Annotated in this window: 14 protein-coding genes and 1 pseudogene; 9 read left to right on the top strand and 6 right to left on the bottom strand. The window is 74.8% G+C overall.

Going from position 1 to position 17,971, the window contains the following annotated elements; translation table 11 throughout:
- Positions 1 to 3 precede the first annotated feature (3 nt).
- Genes ACH414_RS18220 through ACH414_RS18205 form a run of 4 tightly spaced genes read left to right on the top strand, consistent with a single transcriptional unit; the run spans position 4 to position 3,654 of the window.
- Positions 4 to 957, top strand: coding sequence for an ABC transporter permease (locus ACH414_RS18220; RefSeq protein ID WP_398942627.1), 954 nt, complete (start codon positions 4 to 6; stop codon positions 955 to 957).
- On the top strand, positions 954 to 1,844 hold the full coding sequence (locus ACH414_RS18215; protein ID WP_386566767.1) for an ABC transporter permease: 891 nt from the start codon (positions 954 to 956) through the stop codon (positions 1,842 to 1,844). Before ACH414_RS18220 ends, ACH414_RS18215 begins: the two co-directional genes overlap by 4 nt.
- A 5-nt stretch (positions 1,845 to 1,849) precedes the next feature.
- The gene (locus tag ACH414_RS18210) at positions 1,850 to 2,839 is read left to right on the top strand and encodes an ABC transporter ATP-binding protein (RefSeq protein WP_386566769.1); all 990 of its coding nucleotides are present in this window, start codon (positions 1,850 to 1,852) and stop codon (positions 2,837 to 2,839) included.
- Positions 2,836 to 3,654 carry an ABC transporter ATP-binding protein gene (locus tag ACH414_RS18205; RefSeq protein WP_382533822.1) on the top strand — a complete coding sequence of 273 codons (819 nt, stop codon included), beginning with the start codon at positions 2,836 to 2,838 and terminating at the stop codon, positions 3,652 to 3,654. Before ACH414_RS18210 ends, ACH414_RS18205 begins: the two co-directional genes overlap by 4 nt.
- Positions 3,655 to 3,696: 42 nt before the next feature.
- On the opposite strand, the gene ACH414_RS18200 is transcribed toward ACH414_RS18205, so the two are convergent.
- From ACH414_RS18200 to ACH414_RS18190, 3 genes are all read right to left on the bottom strand, one after another.
- A complete protein-coding gene (locus ACH414_RS18200) occupies positions 3,697 to 4,827 on the bottom strand; it encodes a serine hydrolase domain-containing protein (protein WP_382533824.1) in 1,131 nt (376 codons plus the stop codon).
- Positions 4,828 to 5,132: 305 nt separating this feature from the next.
- The gene (locus ACH414_RS18195) at positions 5,133 to 5,930 is read right to left on the bottom strand and encodes an SGNH/GDSL hydrolase family protein (RefSeq protein ID WP_382533826.1); all 798 of its coding nucleotides are present in this window, start codon (positions 5,928 to 5,930) and stop codon (positions 5,133 to 5,135) included.
- A 103-nt stretch (positions 5,931 to 6,033) separates the two neighbouring features.
- A complete protein-coding gene (locus ACH414_RS18190) occupies positions 6,034 to 8,007 on the bottom strand; it encodes an amino acid transporter (protein ID WP_386566775.1) in 1,974 nt (657 codons plus the stop codon).
- Between the two features lie 371 nt (positions 8,008 to 8,378).
- On the opposite strand from ACH414_RS18190, the gene ACH414_RS18185 reads away from it, so the two are divergent.
- A complete protein-coding gene (locus ACH414_RS18185; RefSeq protein ID WP_386566858.1) occupies positions 8,379 to 8,690 on the top strand; it encodes a hypothetical protein in 312 nt (103 codons plus the stop codon).
- Positions 8,691 to 8,771: 81 nt separating this feature from the next.
- On the opposite strand, the gene ACH414_RS18180 is transcribed toward ACH414_RS18185, so the two are convergent.
- Together ACH414_RS18180 and ACH414_RS18175 are read right to left on the bottom strand one after the other, a co-directional pair.
- Positions 8,772 to 9,044: a hypothetical protein gene (locus tag ACH414_RS18180; RefSeq protein WP_398942637.1), complete on the bottom strand. Its 273-nt coding sequence runs from the start codon at positions 9,042 to 9,044 to the stop codon at positions 8,772 to 8,774.
- Positions 9,045 to 9,073: 29 nt separating this feature from the next.
- Positions 9,074 to 9,592, bottom strand: a pseudogene (locus ACH414_RS18175) (FAD-dependent oxidoreductase); the annotation flags it as partial.
- A 228-nt stretch (positions 9,593 to 9,820) separates the two neighbouring features.
- Here ACH414_RS18175 and ACH414_RS18170 point away from each other — a divergent pair.
- A complete protein-coding gene (locus ACH414_RS18170) occupies positions 9,821 to 10,522 on the top strand; it encodes a VC0807 family protein (protein ID WP_382533832.1) in 702 nt (233 codons plus the stop codon).
- A gap of 225 nt (positions 10,523 to 10,747) precedes the next feature.
- Here ACH414_RS18170 and ACH414_RS18165 read toward each other — a convergent pair whose 3' ends face one another.
- Positions 10,748 to 12,169, bottom strand: coding sequence for a PLP-dependent aminotransferase family protein (locus ACH414_RS18165; protein ID WP_391768877.1), 1,422 nt, complete (start codon positions 12,167 to 12,169; stop codon positions 10,748 to 10,750).
- Between the two features lie 110 nt (positions 12,170 to 12,279).
- Here ACH414_RS18165 and ACH414_RS18160 point away from each other — a divergent pair, with 110 nt between their 5' ends.
- The 3 genes from ACH414_RS18160 (at position 12,280) to ACH414_RS18150 (ending at position 17,617) form a co-directional block, all read left to right on the top strand.
- The gene (locus ACH414_RS18160; protein ID WP_391768876.1) at positions 12,280 to 13,551 is read left to right on the top strand and encodes a Tm-1-like ATP-binding domain-containing protein; all 1,272 of its coding nucleotides are present in this window, start codon (positions 12,280 to 12,282) and stop codon (positions 13,549 to 13,551) included.
- 14 nt (positions 13,552 to 13,565) lie between these two features.
- Positions 13,566 to 14,393, top strand: a complete 828-nt coding sequence (locus tag ACH414_RS18155) for a phosphoenolpyruvate hydrolase family protein (RefSeq protein ID WP_382533837.1) — start codon at positions 13,566 to 13,568, stop codon at positions 14,391 to 14,393.
- A gap of 74 nt (positions 14,394 to 14,467) precedes the next feature.
- A complete protein-coding gene (locus tag ACH414_RS18150; RefSeq protein WP_398942423.1) occupies positions 14,468 to 17,617 on the top strand; it encodes an AAA family ATPase in 3,150 nt (1,049 codons plus the stop codon).
- Positions 17,618 to 17,971: the final 354 nt, after the last annotated feature.

Genomic DNA, 17,971 nt, shown 5'->3' with positions numbered 1-17,971 from the left:
GGCATGCTCCGCTACCTGCTCGGTCGACTCGCGGGACTCCTCGGCGTCCTGTTCGTCACCTCCTTCGTGGTCTTCGCCGGCGTCCACCTCGCCCCCGGCGACCCGGTCTCCTTCCTGCTCCACGGCCGCCCGGCCACCCCCGAGACCGTCGCCGCGCTGCGCGCCGAGTACCACCTCGACGACCCGCTGGCCGTCCAGTACGCCAAGTGGCTCGGCGGCGTGCTCCACGGCGACTTCGGGCGCTCCGCCCAGTACCACCAGGACGTCTCCACGCTGCTCGGCTCCCGCCTCCCCGGCACCGCGCTGCTCGTCGGCTACTCCGCCGTCCTCGTCGCCGTCGGCGGCGTGACGGCGGGCATCCTCGCCGCCCTGCGCCCCGGCTTCCTCGACCGGGCCGTCCTCATCGCCACCGGCGTCGCCACCGCCACCCCCTCGTTCGTCAGCGCCATCGGTCTGGTCTCGCTCTTCTCCGTGAACCTCGGCTGGTTCCCCGGCCCCGGCGGCACCCCCGAGGGCCTCGGCGACCGCCTCTACCACCTCACGCTGCCGGCCTTCGCACTCGCCACCACCTTCGCCGGACTCCTGGCCCGGGTGACCCGATCCGCGATGCTCGACGAACTCGGCCGCGAACACGTGGACGTCTCCCGCGCCCGCGGCGTCGCCGGCCGCACCGTCGTCCGCCGGCACGTGCTGCGCAACAGCCTCGGACCCGTGGTCACCGTCGGCGGCACAATGCTCGCCGGTCTCCTCGTCACCACCTCCGTCGTCGAGACCGCCTTCGACGTCCCCGGACTCGGCTCCCTCCTCGTGCAGTCCGTCAGCGCCAAGGACTTCGCCGTCGTCCAGGCCGTCACCCTGCTCAGCGTCGCGGCCTTCGTCCTCGTCAACCTGGTCGTCGACCTCTGCGCCCCTCTCATCGACCCCCGGCTCACCCTCCACGGGGAAGGCACCTCATGACCCTCACCGCAAGCCCCGGGGCGGCCGAGCCCGCGGACGCGCTGCGTCGCCGCCCCGGCCTCCGCCGGCTCCGGGCACTCGGCCAGGGCCCGATGTTCAACGCCGCCGTGCTCCTCCTCACGGCCCTCGTGCTCGTCGCCGCCCTGGCCCCCGTCCTCGCCCCCTACGACCCCGAGGCGATGGACCTGACGTCGAGCCTCGTCGGCACCTCCGGCGACCACCTCCTCGGCACCGACCAGTCCGGCCGCGACATCCTGTCCCGGCTGATGTACGGCGCCCGCACCGGTCTCCTCGGCCCGCTCCTCGTCGTCGCCGTCTCCACCCTGCTCGGGACCGCCCTCGGTGTCGTCGCCGGCTGGCGCGGCGGCTGGGCGGACGCCTTCCTCTCCCGCTCCATGGACCTGGTCTTCGCCATCCCCGGCCTGCTCCTCGCGATCATGCTGGTGGCGATCGTCGGCTCCGGCATGACCGCCCCCGTCATCGCCATGTCCGTCGCCTACACCCCGTACGTCGGACGCCTGGTCCGCGGCATCGCCCGCCAGGAGAAGGCCCGCCCGTACATCGAGTCCTACCGCGTCCAGGGCTGGTCCGGCTGGACCATCAGCCTGCGCCACCTGCTCCCCAACATCACCCCCACCCTCCTCGCCCAGTCGGCGATGAACTTCGGCTACGCCCTGATGGACCTCGCCGCGCTTTCCTTCCTCGGCTTCGGCGTCCAGCCGCCGACCGCCGACTGGGGCGCCATGATCAACGAAGGCCAGTCGGCCCTCCAGCAGGGGGCGATGCTCCCCGCGCTCGCACCCTCCGTGTGCATCGTCCTCGCCGTCGTGGCGTTCGGCATCGTCGGCGAGGGCATCGCCGACCGGATCGCGAAGCGGGAGCGGTGACCCCCATGAGCAACCTTCCCCAGCAGACCCGGCCCGTCCTCGAGATCGACCGGCTCACCCTGCGCCTCCCCGAAGGCCAGGCCGCCCGCCCCCTCCTCGACGGCGTCTCCCTCACCGTCGCCCCCGGCGAGACCATCGGCCTCGTCGGCGAATCCGGCTCCGGAAAGTCCGTCGCCTGCCGCAGCGTCCTCGGCCTGCTGCCCCAGCACGCCCACACCACGGGCGAGGTCCGGGTCGGCGGCCGCGACGTGCTCACCCTGGACCGGGCCGGACTCGCCGCCGTGCGCGCCCGCGAGGTCGCCATGGTCTTCCAGGACCCCCGCGCCTCGGTCAACCCGCTGCGCCGCGTCGGCGACTTCGTCACCGAGGGCCTGCGCGCCGCCGGCACCCCCGCCGTCCAGGCCACCGCCCGCGCGGAGGAGCTCCTCGACGCCGTCGGCATCCGCGACCCGCGCGGCGCCCTGCGCCGCCGCCCCCACGAGTTCTCCGGCGGCATGCTCCAGCGCGTCGTCATCGCCGCCGCCCTCGCCGGCGACCCGGCGCTCATCGTCGCCGACGAGCCGACCACCGCCCTCGACGTCACCACCCAGGCCGAGATCATCGCGATCCTCACCCGCCTCCAGGCCGAACGCGGCACCGGACTGCTCTTCGTCACCCACGACCTCGAACTGGCCTCCGCCATCTGCGACCGCGTGTACGTGATGTACGCCGGCCGCATCGTCGAGACCCGTACCGCGGGCGAACTCTTCGACCGGCCCCGCCACCCGTACACCGCGGGCCTGCTCTCCTGCACCCCGCGCATCGACCCCGACGCCCCCGCCCCCCGGCCCATCGAGGGCCGCCCGGTCTCCGTGGCCGAAGCCCCGCCCGGCTGCGCCTTCGCCGCCCGCTGCGCCCACGCCCTGCCCCGCTGCGAGGAAGAGGCACCCGCGCTGACCGCCCACGGCGAGGGGCTCGCCGCCTGCCACCGCGCCGACGAAGGGATCCTGCTGTGACCACCACCGTGAAGGGAGAGGGCCTGGTCGTCACGGGGCTCCGCAAGGAGTACGGCGACCACACCGCCGTCGACGACGTGTCCTTCACCCTCGCCCCCGGCTCCTCCCTCGGCATCGTGGGCGAGTCCGGCAGCGGCAAGACCACGACCGTCCGCATGCTCGTCGGCCTCGAACGCGCCGACGCCGGCACCGTCACCCTCGACGGCCGCGACCGCTCCGCCCGCCCCCGCGGCCGGGCCGAACGACTGGCCAGGGCACGCGAGATCCAGATGGTCTTCCAGGACCCCTATCTCTCCCTCGACCCCCGGATCACCGCCGGCGGCTGTGTCGACGAGGTGCTCCGGCTGCACTTCCGGCTCGACCCGGCGGCGCGCCGCGCCCGAGTCGCCGAACTCCTGGACCAGGTCGGCCTCGGCCCCCGCGAGGCCGACGCCCTGCCCCGCCGCCTCTCCGGCGGCCAGCGCCAGCGCGTGGCCATCGCCCGTGCCCTGGCCGCCGAGCCGAGGGTCCTCGTCCTCGACGAGGCCGTGGCCGCGCTGGACGTCTCCATCCAGGCCCAGATCCTCGAACTCCTCGCCAGGATCAGGCGCGAGGCGGGTGTCGGCTTCCTCTTCGTCACCCACGACCTCGCGGTCGTGCGGCACATCACCGACGAACTGGTGGTGCTCCGCTCGGGCCGGATCGTGGAGTCGGGCCCCACCGCCCGCGTCCTCGCCGAACCGGAACACCCCTACACCCGACTCCTCCTGGACTCGGTCCCCCGGCGCGGCTGGGACCCGGCCCGTATCGCCGGGGCCCGCGCGGCGGTCGGCTGAGTCCGCGGGCCCCGGGGGAGGGGAGCAGCGGGCCCACGGACGTCAGTCGCCGAGCGCGGCGGTGACGATCGCCTGGATGTACGGGAGCGGCGAGCCGTTCCCCGTCGGGTTCAGCGAGTACACCACGCGGTGCCTGAGGTCCCTGGTGGCGAAGAACCCGCTGTCCCAGCCGGGACGCGAGCCCGTCTTGCCCCACACGTACGTGTGGTTCGGCAGCTCGTAGCGCATGAGTCCGCCGACGCTGAAACAGGCTTCCGGCCCGACGCAGTTGGTGTTGGTGGTGGCGCTGCTCACCTCGGGTATGTCGAACACGAGCCTCTGCTGGGCGGGCGGGAGCAGGCGTCCCCGGAACAGCGCCGTGAGGAAGCGGTCCAGGTCGGCTGCGGTGGAGATGACGCCGCCCTCGGCCCACGGGTACGGACTCTGCTCCGTCACGTCCTGCCCGTCGACGTACACCTGGGCGTGCGGCGCGGGTATGGCCGGGTCGTCGGCCGCGGGCAGGCTCGTGTGGCGCAGCTGCAGCGGCCGTATGATCCGCCGCTCCAGCTCATGGCCGAAGGAGTGGCCGGTGACCCGCTCGACCAGCAGTCCCAGGACCAGGGAGTTGAGCCCGTTGTACTGCTGCACCGAGCCCGGAGCGGGCGTAGTCCCCGCGGCCTGCTCGAACGAGGCGCGCAGGGCCTCCCTCGGCGTCACGGACCTGAGCCACCAGCCCGGCCCGTCGGCCGGGCCGGGGGCGGCCGCGGGCCGCGGGAGACCGCTCGTGTGGTCCAGGAGCCGACGCACCGTCACGCCCTCGTACGCTGCGGGCAGCAGGTCGGGGACGTAGCGCCGGGCCGGTGCGTCGAGGTCGAGGCGGTGCTCGGCGACGAGCTGGAGCACCACGGTGTTGGTGAACACCTTGGTGGCACTGCCGATCCGGAAGTACGCATCGGCGCTGACCGGGCCGACGGCGGCTCCCACGCCGTCCCGTCTCACCAGTGCGCCGGCCACGGTGCCGTTGGGGAGACGGCTGAGGACGTCCTGGACGGTGGGGGTCGCCGGGGCCGAGACGGACGTCGAGGCCGAAGCCGCCGTGGAATCCGCGGCACTCGCCGGCATGGTCGCGCCGGTGGTGACGACGGCGACGGCGGTGGCCAGAGCGAGGGCGGAGGCGGTGTTGCGGAGGCGCATCGGGGTTCCTTCGAGCGGTGTCGACGAGTCGTGCTGACAAGGTCAACTCTGCTGGAAGCGGACGCCGTTGCCCATCGGTGATCACCCGGATCAGAACCCTGGGCCGTCCCTGAGGTCTACCCCCGAGGCGCCCCCGAGGCGCCCCCGAGGCGCCCCCGAGGCGCCCCAGGGCACGTTCGCGGCGATCTCCGAGGCGACCTGCGAGGCGACCTGCGCGGCGATCTCCGCGGCGACCTCCGAAGCGATCTCCGAGGCGATCCAGGTGGCCTCCGGAGCGCTCCGCCTCGGTTCGGCCTGACGTCCGATCAGCCCGCCGCCGTCACCGGAAGCAGCGACGGCCGCTTGGCCGTTCGCCCGTCCCCCGACGAGCGGCCGCGGAGGCGGCGGGTGAGCCAGGGGGCCAGGAAGGACGCGGCCCAGGCCAGTTCGGCTACGGCGGCCCGCGGGCCGGTGGCCGGGCGGGCCTCGGGCCGGGGGAGCGGGTGGGACCAGGAACCGTCGCTGCCGGGCAGGTCGAGTGCCTCGGCCACGGCGGCGGCGATCCGGGCATGGCCGAGCGGTGCCGCGTGGAGCCGGTCGGGGCTCCACAGCCGCGGGTCGGTGACGACCGGGTGGTGGCCGGTCTCGACGACGGTGACGCCGTGGGTGCGGGCGACCTCGCGGATGCGCGCGTTGACGGCGGCGATGCGGGGCGCGACCGGGCGGGCCAGCGGGATCATCCGTGTGAGGTCGGGGAAGGTCAGGGTGGCCACCCTGGCTCCCTGGGCGGTGAGCGCGGCGAACATCGCCTCCAGGTGCCCCGCGACCTCGTCGGCGTCGAAGCGCGGCCGCAGCAGGTCGTTCACGCCGGCCACGACCGTCGCCAGGTCCGGGCGCAGTGCGAGGGCCGGGGCGAGTTGCTCCGCCCGCACCTGGCCGGAGAGACGTCCGCGTACGGCCAGGTTGGCGTACCGGAGTTCCGGGCTGTCCCGTGCGACCAGCTCCGCGAGCCGGTCGGCCCAGCCCCGCAGGCCCCGGGTGTCGTCGCCGTCCCCGACGCCTTCCGTCTGGCTGTCGCCGAGGGCGACGTACCGCAGGTAGCGGGTACCGGGGGGAACCGTCATGCGACCGACCGCCTTCATGTACTCAAGCGCCCAACTATTCGAGTAGTCGTATACTGGGCTACTCGTATTGTTGAGTATATGAGGTGTCCTGAGCGGCTCGGCCTCAGCCCACGTGGACGCGCGGCCGGTGTTCGCGGTCAGGCTCCGCCTCGCGCAGGATCTCCCGGGTGACCGGGGCGATCTCGCCCTGGCCGAAGAGGAAGAAGCGGAGGAAGTTGGCGAAGGGGTTGCCCTCGGTCCACTCGAAGTAGACGTGCGGGCGGACGCCGGTGAGGTCGCGGGCGTGGAGCAGCAGGGCCGCGAGCGCGTTGGGGACGGAGGAGCTCTCCACGGTCAGGACCCGGAAGCGCTCGTGCAGGACCTCGCCCTTCACCGTCAGGCCGGCCTCGAACTCGGACGGGTCGGTCACCGTCACCTCGACGAAGACGAAGTCCTCGGTGCCGGGGAGGTCGTTGTCCGCGCGGATCTGGTCCTTCTTGGACCGGTACTCCTCCGCGTCGCGGTTGTCCGGCTCGTTCGCGATGAAGCGGGGCGTGCGCTTCGAGATGTCGCGGATGAACCGCTCGGCCATGTCGTCGAGCTCGACATGGGTGACCCGGAGCTCGAAGGCGCGGCCGAGCCGGGAGAGGAGCGAGATCAGGATGATGCCGGCGATGAAGCAGGCGCCGATCTTCACACCGTCGGGCCGCTCGATGACGTTCACGACGGTCGTGTAGAGGAACACGGCCGAGATCACCGCGAAACCGATCGCCCAGCCGCGCTGGCCGGCCTTGCGCGCCGCGATCGTCACGGCGATGGCCGCCGAGCAGATCAGGACGAGGACACCGGTCGCGTACGCGCCGCCCTGCGCGTCGACGTCCGCGTCGAAGATCCACGTCACGAGGAAGGCGACCAGCGTGAAGACGATCACCATGGGACGCACGGCGCGGGCCCAGTGCGGCGCCATGCCGTAGCGGGGCAGATAGCGGGGCATCAGGTTGAGCAGGCCGGCCATCGCCGACGCGCCGGCGAACCAGAGGATCGCGATCGTGGAGACGTCGTAGACCGTGCCGAAGGTGTTGCCCAGGTACTCGTGCGCGAGATAGGCGAGGGCGCGGCCGTTGGCCTGGCCGCCCGACTCGAACTCCTTCTGCGGGATGAGGACCGTCGTGATGAAGCTGGTCGCGATCAGGAACACGCTCATGATCAGCGCGGCGGTCGTCAGCAGCTTCTTCGTGCCCCGGATCCGGCCGGTCGGCTTCTCCTCGGTGTCGTCCGGGTCGCCCTTGACGTGCGGCATGACCGCGACACCGGTCTCGAAGCCGGACAGGCCGAGCGCCAGCTTCGGGAAGACCAGGAGAGCCACGCCGACCATCGCGAAGACGTTGCCGTGTTCCGCCGTCAGGGCCGCCGACCAGTCGGTCACCACGTGCCCCTCGGTCAGCACGTGCCACAGGCCGGTGACGACGACCACCACGTTCAGGCCCAGGTAGACGCCGACGAGCGCGACCGCGACGCCGATCGCCTCCAGGAAGCCCTTGAGGAACACCGCGCCGAGCAGCGCGACGAGCACCAGCGTGATCACCATCTGCTTGTCGTGCAGGGTCTCGGCCAGATGGGGGTTCTCGACCAGGTGGGTCGAGGCGTCGGCGGCGGAGAGGGTGATGGTGATGAGGAAGTCGGTCGCCGCGAAGCCGAGCAGCGTCAGGACGAACAGCTTGCCCTTCCAGAAGGAGAGCAAACGTTCCAGCATGGCGATCGAACCCTCGCCGTGCGGGCTCTCCTCGGCCACCCGCCGGTAGACCGGCAGGGCGCCCGCGAGCGTCACGACGACGAGCACGACGGTGGCCACCGGGGAGAGCAGTCCGGCCGCGAGGGCGGCGATGCCCGGCTGGTAGCCGAGGGTCGAAAAGTAGTCGACACCGGTCAGACACATGACGCGCCACCAGGGCTGCCCCTTGTGCTCCAGCTTGGACGCGGGCGCTTCCGCCTCCGGCGGCGCCGGGGTGGCGGTCCGCCCCTTGCCCATGTCGGACAGGCCTTCCAGCATCCAGGCGCGCAGCCGACTGGTACGAGTGGTGGGCGACGTGGTGGCCATCGAAGGCTCCTGCTGTCCGGTGCGGTGTGCTGGTCGGTTTTCGGCCATCGCTCGGACGGCAGCCGAGTCAGCGTACGCATGGGATCCGTAGGGAAGACGGCGGTGGACGTCAGGAATGCGTCAAGATCCCTCCCGCGGGCGTTGCGCCTGTCACACACGACGCAGCCTGGAAGGCGTGGGCCGGGGCCGCAACTCGGCGGAGCCGGTCCCGTCGGGGACGGCTGTCGGGAGGGCGGTCGGGAGGGCGGTCGGGACGGCGGGCGGGAGGGTGGTCGGGACGGCGGTCGGGACGGCGGTCGTGACCACGCTCGCCGGCAGCCTGAGGCCCGCGGGGTAGCCTGGCGCCGATATCGGACAGGGGGAGCCGCGCGGTGGACGACGATCACGAGCCGGTCTTCCGGCGGAGCCGGTACGGCTGGCGCTACGAGTACAACCCGCGCAACCCCGTGGGGATGTTCCTCGTCATCGCCTCGCTCGTCGTCGTCGGCGTGATGATGGCCCTCATGGCCAACCGCGCGGGCCCCTTCGCGCCGCCCGCCGAACCGACCTGGAGCCCGCCGGCCGAGGACTGGCCGCAGTCCGCGTGGCCGTCGCCCGCCACCACGGCCGCGCCGACGCCGACCTCGACGCCCACGCCGTCACCGACCCCGACGCCCACGCCGTCACCGACGACTACGCCGTAGCGCGGCGGGGCGGCACCGCCGGAACCGTCACCGTCGGCCCCTCCGGCTCGTGGAACACCCAGTCCGGGGCGTAACGCGCCGTCACGAGCGGCCGCACCCCGGCCGCAGCGCCGGCAGGCGTTCGAGCGGCACCGCCAGACCCGCCTCCGCCCGGGCGAGCGCGGCGCCCACGCAGTAGTGGATGCCCAGGCCGAACCCGCGGTGGCGCGCGGAGTCCCTGCGCACGTCGAGCCGCTCGGGATCCGGGCCCGGGCGGTGGCCCAGGGGCCCGTCGGCGCGCGCGTTGCCCTGCACGACCTGCATGCCGGTCCCGCGCCGCCCCTCGAAGGCGATCCCGAGCCGGTCGCGGACCACACTCGCCGTGCCTTCGCCGTGCCTTCGCAGCCGACGATCCAGGAGGCGGTGGCGGACTCCGCGGAGGCGTCGGGGAGCCGGAGGGTGAACTCCGCACGGTCGTCGTGGTCCTTGACGTCCGTGACCTCCGTGTCCCACTCGACCTCGGTGCCGAGTCCGGCCGGCTGCTCGTACAACAGGCGCTCGATGTCGTGCTGTTCGATGTTGAGCGGGCGGCGGTGGGCGGAGCGGTGCCAGCCCGTGACCAGTTCGCCGGGCGGCCGGCCGCGCCCGTGGATGGTCACCTCCCCGAGCTCCACCGCCTGGCGGCCGAGCGGGCCCAGCACCCCGAGGGCCTCCGCCGCGCGCGGCCACACCACCAGGGCGCGCGCCTCGCGCTTGGCGGCCGGGGCGCGGTCCACCACCCGTACGCCGAGGCCGGGTCTGCGCAGGGCGATCGCCAGTGTCAGGCCGACCGGGCCCGCCCCCCGACCACGCACACGTCCGCACCCGGCATACGGCCCTCCCCGTCGATCCGCGCCGCCCGCCGGAACCAGCTGCTCCGGCATGTTCTTCAGGGTGCGCGCGGATGATCACCCCTCGCCAGGGCGCGCGAGACGGCGCGAGAAGCACTCGACCTGCCTATATGACTCCCTGTGCATCATCTCGCCGGTTTGGGTGACGAACGGTGCGGAAGTCTTGAAGATCATTTGGGTCGCCGTCGCCTTGTCCGCCCCCAGGACGGCGCCCTACGGTGCGAAAACCACACTGACCAGGCCATTCACCCAGGGGGAACCATGTCCGCACCACAGCCGCGTCCCGGCCCGCCCGCCCGCTCGGGCGCCGCCACCGCCATCGGCTGGACGCTCACCGTCGGGCTCAACATCATCGCGCCCATCCTCACCTACGGAGCGCTCACCGACCGCGGCTGGAGCGAGTTCACCGCCCTCCTGCTCAGTGGCGTCTGGCCGGTCCTCGACACCGTCGTCCATCTCGTCTGGCACCGCAAAATGGACGAGTTCGCCGTCGTCACCCTCTTCTTCCTCGCCCTCACCGCGGTCGTCTCGCTCGTCGGCGCCCACTCCACGCGCGCCCTGCTCGTCAAGGACTCGGTCGTGACGGGCCTGTTCGGCGCGCTCTGCCTGGCGACGCTGCTCGCCCCCAAGCCGCTGATGTTCTACTTCGGCCGCCGCTTCTCCACCGACGGCACCGCCGAGAGCCACGCCTGGTGGAACGGCCTCTGGCAGTTCGAGGGCTTCCGCAGCGTGATGCGCCGCATGACGGTCGTCTGGGGCCTCGCCTACCTCGTCGAGGCCACCGCCCGCGTCGCCCTCTCGTACACGCTGTCCGTCGACGCCATGGTCGTCGTCAACCCCTTCCTCATCTACGGGACCCTCGGCCTCCTCGTCCTGTGGACCATCCGCACCGCCAAGCGCGGCCGCGCCGAAGGAGCGGCCAGGGCCGAGGCCGCCGCCCTCGCGGCCGGTGCACAGGGCTGATCCGCGCAATCCCACGGCGCCGATCGGCAGTCCCGGCTCGGGGACCCTGCGGGGAGCATCGCCGCCCCCAGCGCCAGCGCGCCGGCCACCGCCACGAGGGATCCCCGCAGGGGGGCGGTTCGAGGCGATCCCCGCAGGGGGGCGGTTCGAGGCGATCCCCGCAGAGGGGGCGGTTCGACGTCTCGGCGCGTCGAACCGCCCCTGTCGCCCCTGTAACCCCCGCGCTCAGCCCCCGCCCGCCCCGCTGCGGGCCGCGCAGTCCAGGAGCGTCGGCAGCGCCGCCGCCAGGGCGTCGACCCCGTGCGCGTACGGCAGCCGAAGCCGGTCGCGGAAGCCGTCCACCGGCGAGAACGCCGAACCCGGCACCACCGAGACGCCCCGCCGCCGCGCCAGTTGGGCCGTCGCCTCCGTATCGGCACCCGGCACCCGCACCCACAGCGCGGGGCCGCCCGCCGGCCGCGCCCACTCCCACCGCGGCGCCTCCACCCGCAACAGCGCCTCCGCCGCCGCGAGACGCTCCCGCAGCAGCGCGCGCCGCCGCGCCCGCGCCCGCGGCAGCTCCGCGAGCAGCCGGACGGCCACCAGCTGGTCCACCACCGAACACGACAGGTCGACCGAGGTCTTGATCTTCGCCAGCCGGGCCACCACCTGCGGCGAGGACCGCACCCACCCCACCCGCAGCCCGCCCCAGAACAGCTTCGACAAGGTGCCCACGGTCACCGTCGACCCGCTCGGCAGCCCCGCCACGAGCGGCACCACCGCCTCGTCCCCGTCCAGCGTCAGCTCCGCGCACGCCGTGTCCTCCACCGCGAACAGCCCCAGCGCGCCGAGGACCTCGCGCCACTCCCGGCGCGCCGGGCCGTCCAGGCTCCGCCCCGTGGGGTTGTGCGCCGTCGGCTGCAGATAGACGAGCCGCGGCCGGACCGACCCGCACAGCCGTCGCAGCTCCGCCGCACCGGAACAGTCCGCCCCGGCGCCGCCCACCGGCACGAGCCGCGCCCCGCGCGCCCGCAGCGCCTCCAGGGCGCCCCGGTACGTCGGGTCCTCCACCACCACCGTGTCGCCCGGGTCCACCAGCGCCTGCGCCACCAGCCACACCGCCTGCTGGGAGCCCGCCGTCACCAGGATCTCCTCCGCGTCCGTCGGCACACCGGCCGCCCGGTAGTACGCGGCGACGCCCTCCCGCAGCTCCGGCAGGCCGTACGGGTGGTAGCCGTCCGCCCCGAGCAGCGGCGCCAACTCCCCGGCCGTGAGCGCGCCCACCGCCTCCGCCACGTCGGCGAGCCCCGGCAGCGCTCCGCTCGACAGATCCGCCGTCCCGGCGCGGGCGTCGAAACTCGCCAACCGCCCCTCCATCGGATGCCGGTCGAGCACCCCCGCGCCCCGCAGCCGCGAACCGCTGCCGCGCACGCTCTCCAGCCGCCCCTCGCCCTCCAGCAGGCCGTACGCCGCCGTCACCGTGGACCGGCTCACGCCCAGGACCAGCGCCAGCTCCCGCTGCGAGGGCAGCACCGAGCCCGCCGGCACGTCGCCCCGCTCCGCCAGCTCCCGCAGGGCGTCGGCGAGCCGCCGCGGCAACGGTCCCGGCCCCTCCGACGCCCAGCCGGTCAGCAGTCGGGACAAACGCGTCGAAGCAATCCTGGCCATGCGCCCCATCTTCGCCACGACCCGTCCGCGCAGGCCAATCGGGCCCGACTGGTCGTTGCCGCCACCGGACCCCCGACCGAGGATCGGTGACACCGCCACAGAAAGGGAGCGTGAGGGCATTGGCCACGGTGGTGCTGGTCGGGACACTCGACACCAAGGGGGAGGAGTACGCCTGGCTGCGCGAGCGGCTCCGCGAGTACGGGGCCGAGGTCCTGCTCGTCGACACCGGGGTGCTGCCCGCGCCCGCCCACACCCCCGTCCCCGACGTCCCCGCCGAGCTCGTCGCCCGCGCCGGCGGCCACGAACTGGCCGCCCTGCGCGCCGCGGGCGACCGGGGCGCCGCGGTCACCGCCATGGCCGACGGCCTCACCCGCGTCGTCCTCGACCTGCACCGCAAGGGCCGTGCCGACGCGGTGCTCGCCGCGGCCGGCAGCGGCGGCTCCTCCATCGCCGCCCAGGCGATGCGCGCCCTGCCCATCGGCGTACCCAAGATCCTGGTCAGCACCATGGCGGGCGGCGACGTCTCCCCCTACGTGGACAGCAGCGACCTCACGATGATGTACAGCGTCGTCGACATCGCCGGCCTCAACTCCGTCTCCCGACAGGTCCTCGGCAACGCCGCCGCGGCCGCCGCCGGCATGGCCCGCCGCCACGAACGCAACCAGGACACGGCCGCCGGCCGCGGCCGGGGGGTCGTCGCCGCCACCATGTTCGGCGTCACCACCCCCGCCGTGGACACCGCCCGCGCCCGGCTCGCCGAACACGGCTACGAGGTCCTCGTCTTCCACGCCACCGGCGCCGGTGGCCGCGCCGTCGAGAAGCTGGCCCGCGACGGCCTGCTCGACGGGGTCCTCGACCTCACCACCACCGAACTCGCCGACGAGCTCGTCGGCGGGGTGCTCAGCGCCGGACCCCGCCGCCTCACGGCCGCGGGCGCCGCGGGAATCCCGCAGGTCGTCGCGCCCGGCGCGCTCGACATGGTCAACTTCGGCCCCGAGGCGAGCGTCCCCGACCGCTTCGCGGGACGCAGGCTCCTCGTCCACAACGCGAACGTCACCCTCATGCGGACCACCGCGGAGGAGATGGCCGAACTCGGCGCCGGGATCGGCCGCAAGCTGCTCGCCGCCCGCGGCCCCGCCGAGGTGTTCTGGCCGCGCCGCGGAGTGTCCGCCGTCGACGTCGCCGGCGGCCCCTTCGCCGACCCGGACGCCGACGCAGCCGCACTCCACGCCCTGCGCGGCGCCGTCACCGGCAGCGCCGTACGCATCCACGAGCTCGACGCGCACGTCAACGACGCCTCCTTCGCCGTGGCCATGGCCGACCGCCTGCACCAGCTGATCAGCGAGCACGCCCGGCGCGCCGCCCCCGCCCACCGCCCGTGACCCGGAGGAACCCCATGAACCGTCAGGACGTACTCGCCCGGCTGCGCGCCCAGATCGCCCAGGGCCGCGCCCTCGTGGGCGCCGGCGCGGGCACCGGGCTCTCCGCCAAGTGCGCCGAGGCCGGCGGCGTCGACCTGCTCATCATCTACAACTCCGGCCGCTACCGGATGGCCGGGCGCGGCTCGCTCGCCGGTCTGCTGCCGTACGGGGACGCCAACGCCATCGTCAAGGACATGGCCCGCGAGGTCCTGCCCCTCGTCCGCGACACCCCCGTCCTCGCCGGGGTGTGCGGCACCGACCCCTTCCGCCGCATGGACCTCTTCCTCGACGAGCTCAAGGCCATGGGCTTCGCCGGCGTCCAGAACTTCCCCACCGTCGGCCTCTACGACGGCACCTTCCGGATCAACCTGGAAGAGACCGGCATGGGTTACGGCCTGGAGGTCGACATGGTCCGCGCGGCGCGCGAACGCGAGCTGCTCACCGCGCCGTACGTCTTCGACCCGGAGCAGGCCGCGGACATGGCCCGGGCCGGCGCGGACATCCTCGTCCCGCACGTGGGCCTCACCACCAAGGGCGCCATCGGCGCCGGCACCGCCCTCACCCTGGAGCGGGCGGCGGCCGTCGTGCAGGAGATGCACGACGCCGCGAAGCGGGTGAACCCCGATGTCCTGGTGCTCTGTCACGGCGGCCCCATCGCCGAACCCGAGGACGCCGCGTACGTCCTGGCGCACACCACCGGCGTCGTCGGCTTCTTCGGCGCCTCCTCCGTCGAGCGGCTGCCCACCGAGCGGGCGATCACCGAGCAGACCCGGGCCTTCAAGGCGCTCTCGCCCGGCCGTTGACGCGGGGCGACGGCGCGGCTGTCAGTGCGGTGCCGTACAACGGGTCGGGGAACGAGGTCCGTGGGGGACTGGTCATGAACACAATCACGAGGGAAGGGTGCGTCGACCGCGCACCCTTCGCCGGACGGCAGGCCGAGCTCGCCCGCCTGGAGGAGCTCCTGGACCTGTCGCGCCACGGCCGGTCGGAGGGCCCGCGGGCCGTCGACATCACCGGCGAGCCAGGCATGGGGAAGAGCCGCCTCCTGACCGAACTCGCCGCCAGGGCCCGCCGCGCCGGCGTCACCGTCCTGCACGGCCGGGCGTCGACCGGGGAACGGCCCGCACCCTTCGCGATGTTCGCGGACGCCTTCGCGGACCTCGGAGTGCCGGGACACACGACGCCCCCGACGGCCCCGCCGTGCGACCGCGTCCGACCGGCACCCCGCAGGGTGCGCAAGGGACGGGCGCCCTGGACCGTGCCCGACTTCACGCGCGGGGCCGCCGCTGCGGACTACGGCTTCTCGCCCTGGTCCGGCGCCACGACCGGCGCCGACTTCGCACCCGGGGCCGAGCCCGGGGCGGTGGAGGACGACGGGGCCGTGCCCTACCCGCCGTTCGCGGCGGCGGACGACGCCCCGCCGTACCCGGCGGAGCCCCCCGTCGGCGGTTCCGGCCGGGGTGCCTGGCCCGGGCCGCGGGTGTGGGGAGGGCCACCGCAGGTGTGGCCCGAACCGTACGGGATCTTCCGGCGGTGGGCGGAGGCCCTCGCGCGGGTCGCCGCGCCGGCCCTGCTGCTCGTCCTCGACGACGTGCACCGGGCCGACCGCGCCTCGCTCGACCTGCTGGACCATCTGCTGCGCCACCCCGTCGCCGCGCCCGTCCTGCTGGTGACCGCACGCCGCGAGCACGGCACCCCGCCGGCCCTCGCCACCGCCCTCGCGCGGGGGACAGAGAGCGGGACCCTCTGCCGGATGGTCCTCGGGCCGCTCGACCGGGAGGACTGCGCCGCCGAGCTCGTGCCGGGCCTCGCGCCCGACCGGGCGGCCGAACTGCACGCGGCCAGCGGCGGGAACCCGGCCTACTTCCTGGCGCTCGCCGGAGGCCGTGGCAGCGGCGGCGCCCTCGCGGTCCTCTTCGACGAGCTCGCCCCCCTCGGCGGCGTCGCGCGCGCGGTCGTCGACGCCGTGGCCCTGCTCGGCGAGGAGGCCCGCACGGACCTGCTGCCCGCCGTGACCGGCGCGGAGCGGGCCGAACTCGTCGAGGCCGTACGCGAGGTGGTAAGGCTCGGACTCGTCCGCTCACGTGCCGACGGACGCACCCTGGAGCTGCGGCACCCGGCGCTGGCCCGACTCGTGCAGCGGGCGATGGACCCGCTGCGGCGGCGGGAGTACCACCGCCGCGCGGCCGAGGGGCTCGCCGGCGCCGGTGCCCCCGAGACGGCGCGCGCGGAGCACATCGAGCGCTATCTGACCCGGTGGGAGCCCTCGGCGGCCGCCGCCCTGGTACGGGCCGCCGAGCTGACCGAGGCCACCGACCCGGCGCTCGCCGCCCGACGCCTCGGGGCCGTCCTCGACGTGCTGCCCGACACCCCCGAACACGCCCAGGCCCGGGTGGAGCTGAAGCTGCGCCGGGCCCGCGCACTCGGCGCCGCCGGCCGGGTCGAGGAAGGCCGCGACCTGCTGCACCGGGTGATCGGCCTGTGCCGCGAGGACGCCCAGCCCCGCCCCGGGGCCCGCTGCGAGGGGGCGGCGGGCGAACAGGAGCCGCGCACCGCGGCGGTGCTGCTGTGCGCCTTCATGGAGCGCCACCTCGGCCGCTACCGGGAGGCCGACGCGCTCGTCCGCCGCGAACTCCGGCGCGGCCCGGGCCCCCGGCCCCCGCTCCGCCTGCGGCTCGTCGTCGAATGGGGCTGCCGCGCCCTCTTCGAGGCCCGCTTCCCCGAAGTGCGCGCGGAACTCGCCGCCGTGCTCGCCGACGCCCGCGCCCGCGGCGACGAGGCCGGCATCGTGGAGGCGCTCACCCTCGGGGCGCTCGGGGAGGCGTACGAGGGGGAGACCGCCACCGCCCGGGCCCACGCCGAGGAGGCCGCGGCCCTCGTCGACGCGATGACCGACGGCGAGCTCATGGCGTGCTGCGAGCCCCTGGTCCGGCTCGGCTGGAGCGAGCTCTTCCTCGACGACCCCGTCGCGGCCGAACGCCACACCACCCGCGGCATCGCCCTCGCCCGCCGCACGGGCCGCCCCTTCGCCCTCTCCCAACTGCTGCTGTGCGCCGCGTACGTGCAGTCGCTCACCGGCCGTGTCGACACCTCGCTCCGGCTCGCCGAGGAGGCGCTGGAGCTCGCCGTCACCCTCGGCGGCAGCGAGGTCCTCGGCTTCACCCGGGCCATACGGGCCACCATCCTGCTCCAGGCCCGGCCCCTGGGCGACCCTGAGGCACTCGCCGCCGCGGAGGAGGCCGCCGCCACCGTCGGCACGGCGGGCGGCTGGTGGGGAACGCTCGCCCGGGCCCTGCTCGCCCACGCGATACCGGTGACCACCGACCCGTACCGGGTGCGAGACGTCCTGGTCACCGCGGGCGGCGGCCCCGCGCTGCCCCGGATCCAGCCCTCCGTGCGCCCCGGCTTCCTCGAACTGCTCGTCACGGCCTCGCTCGCCACCGGCGACGTCTCCGGCGCCCGCCGGGCGGCGTCCCTCGCGGCGACCGAGGCCGAGCGCCTGGACCTCCCCGCCCAGCGTGCCGCCGCCGCCCGCGCCCTCGGCCGGCTGCGGCTCCACGCGGGCGAACAGGCCGCTGCGGCCGTGCTGTTCGCGGACTCCGCGCACGAGTACGCCCGCGCGGGCCTCTGTCTCCGCGAGGCCCACACCCTGCTCCTCGGCGCCCCCGCGGCCCGGGCCTGCGGAGACCCGGCCGAGGCCGCCGCGATGTGGCGCCGCGCCCGGAGCCTGGCCACCGCGGGCGGCGCCCGCCTCCTCACCGACCTGGCCGACCGCACCCGCGCGGCCGCCCTGGGCCCCGAGCCCTCCGAACCCGCGACGGACGCGGACGGCCCGCTCGCCGCGCTCACTCCGCGCGAACGCGAGATCTCCGTCCTCGTGGCCGAGGGCCTCACCAACCAGGCCGTCGCCGACCGCCTGTCCCTCAGCCCCCGCACGGTCGAGAGCCACGTGGCCAGCGTCTACCGCAAGACGGGCGTCATGACCCGCGCGGGCCTCGCCTCCCTGGTGGCGAGGACGACGGGATAGACCACGCCAGGCACGAAGCCCTTCCCGACCCACACTGGCCCCGGCGCCCCGGCGCCCCGGCGCCCCGGCGCCCCGGCGCCCCGGCGCCCCGGCGCCCCGGCGCCCCGGCGTGTACGGCGTCCGGAGCCCGGCGCTCTGCGTCTGGCACTGCGCGCCTTGGGCTCGCGTCCGGCACACTGCGCGCCTTGGGCCCGCGTCCGGCACCTGGCGTTCGGCGCCCTGCGTCCGGCACCGCGCGCCTCGCGCCCGGCATTCCGGTGCCCGGCACCCCACGCCCTGCGTCCGGCGCATCGCTTCCGGTGCCCGGTGCCCGGCACCCGCGTCCGGAGCCCCGCACCGGCGCCCCGCACCCCT

The organism is Streptomyces sp. NPDC020422, from assembly GCF_044386705.1.
In the GTDB taxonomy this organism is placed as follows: Bacteria; Actinomycetota; Actinomycetes; order Streptomycetales; family Streptomycetaceae; genus Streptomyces.
Note: the sequence above shows the minus strand (reverse complement) of the source record. Positions and strands in the feature narration are given on the sequence as shown.